This is a genomic window from Flavobacterium sp. GNP010 (genome assembly GCF_056428945.1).
Genome location: NZ_JBWJVK010000104.1, coordinates 1 through 2,038, shown reverse-complemented (window position 1 = coordinate 2,038; position 2,038 = coordinate 1). Strand labels below are relative to the sequence as shown.

General features: G+C 32.7%; 2 protein-coding genes. One reads left to right on the top strand and one right to left on the bottom strand.

The genetic code is table 11. The features are described 5' to 3' along the window. The coding region (locus tag AC061C_RS15640; RefSeq protein WP_478291941.1) for an RloB domain-containing protein at positions 1 to 300 on the top strand (300 nt) is incomplete at its 5' end. Between the two features lie 178 nt (positions 301 to 478). On the opposite strand, the gene AC061C_RS15635 is transcribed toward AC061C_RS15640, so the two are convergent. Beyond that, entirely contained in the window at positions 479 to 1,939 is a 1,461-nt protein-coding gene (locus AC061C_RS15635) for a M56 family metallopeptidase (RefSeq protein WP_478291940.1), read from the bottom strand. Positions 1,940 to 2,038 lie beyond the last annotated feature (99 nt).

Sequence of the window (2,038 nt, the reverse complement as noted above, 5' to 3'; positions counted from 1 at the left end):
TTTGAATTGTGGTTCTATCTTCACTATCAGTACAATGATAATAAAAATCATAGGAGCTTCTACTATTCATTCTTAAGTAAAGAATGGAATATCAACTATGAAAAAGATGGAAAAAAATATAACTTTTGTAAATCGGTCTATGACAAATTAAACAATGATGATAAGGCATCACAAGAAAAAGCAATAGAAAGAGCTGAAACAATTTATCAAGCACAAGTTGACAAAAAATATCACGAACAAAACCCCATAACTTTAGTCAGTGAATTGGTTAAGTTTCTAAATCAGAATAAAAGAAAATAAGTACTACTGCTAATAGCGGTTTGCAAAAATGGCGAATTATGTGGTAAAATCATGTTTGTTTTTCGCAAGAAATTTAACTTATTAGAAAAATCTTGGTAACGCAGTTCGCCACGTCTACAACTCATAAAATATTAGTTTTGTAAATCCGCTTCTTTTGAAGCGGATTTCTTTTTTACTATTATGATTTAGATTGAATCGTTATTGGTAAGCTGTACATTACTCTCACAGGTTCACCGTTCATTTTTCCGGGAATCCATCTTGGGCATATTTTCAAAACACGAATGGCTTCTTCACCGGTTCCATAGCCAATATCTCGTAAGTTTTTTATGTCGCTTAAACTACCGTCTTTTTCAATGATAAAAGTGATGTAAACCTTCCCTTTTAAATTGGGTTGTTCTGGAGTTTTAAAATTATTGCCGACAAATTTGTAAAATTCAATAATTCCTCCCGGAAAATTTGGTTTTTCTGTTATTCCAGCGGTATTATAGACTTCATTTTCCCCTTTTTGGACAAACTGATTTTCAGAATCATACGCATCAATTTCAATTACTTCAGGAGCTCCTTTGCTTAATGTTGCCAGAAGTTCCTCGTTTGTAGGCAATTCTTTTTGCTTGGATAGGATAGAAGGTATAGCTCTCTTTTCTGCGGTTGTTAGCTCATTGTATTTTTTTTCGCTGGCAACCTTTCCTTTTTCATCTTTGATTTTAAAAGTAGTTTTGTCGTAATACGTTTTAAGTAAATTTCCGGATTTCGCAGGGGCAGTTTCTTTTTTTACATTGGTTTCTTGCGCAACGACTTTCGTACACAATAAAAACAATAAGGCAGTTACTACAGGAATTAGCATTGCTTTTTTTAATAAAGCTTCTATTTTTGATGTGGTTTTTGTCATCATGAGTAAACGTTTTTTAGTTATTAAATAATTCAAATTACTGGCCAAGTAAAAAGTTTGGTTCTCGTTCGCTTTCGATAGTAATAAGGATTGGTAGAACGGAACATTGTTATAGGAGGTCACTACTTTCTCATCGGCAAGAAATTCGTGGTTGAGTTGTATGGCTTTTTTGTAAAAAATAAAAATAGGGTTGAACCAAAAAACGGTTTTCAATAGTTCGATGAATAAAATATCCAACGTGTGTTTTTGATTCACATGCGTGAGTTCGTGTGTGTACAATTCGGCTTCAATTTCACGGTTGTTGTATTCTGTTTCGTTGATGAAAATCGTATTCAGGAAAGTGTGTGGCAGTGTTTTTTCGGTAACCAAAATCAATTTGGCATTCTTATATTCAATTGGTGTATTCGACTTCATTTTAGACGAAATGGTATTGATATTACTGGCAAAACGTATTGCTAAAACGAGTGTTACTACAGCATACAAACTCCATAATCCTATTGCTAAATAGTTAGTTTCCTCCCGTATTAAAGCTCTTCCTTGTAGTATTTGGATATTTCCTGGATTGACTGTAGGTTGTGCTATTTCCTGAATTACTTCGATAGTTATGAATGGAAGTACCATCGAAAAAACAAGACTGAACAACAAGTAAAACCTATTGAAAACGTGTATTTTTTCTTTTTCCAAAAACAAATAATACACCGCTAGTAGTACGAATAAAGTAATTGTCGATTTGATTAGAAAGTCGCTCATTTTTTCTTTTTTAGAATTTCACTGTCGATTATATATTTCGTTGAACCTCATTAATAATTACTGGTTTTGTAACTGTGCCTTCTTTTATTGTTTTCTCAA

Coding starts and splice junctions, on each gene's coding strand:
- AC061C_RS15635 (WP_478291940.1), bottom strand. CDS start 1,939: ATGAGCGACTTTCTAATCAAATCGACAATTACTTTATTCGTACTACTA.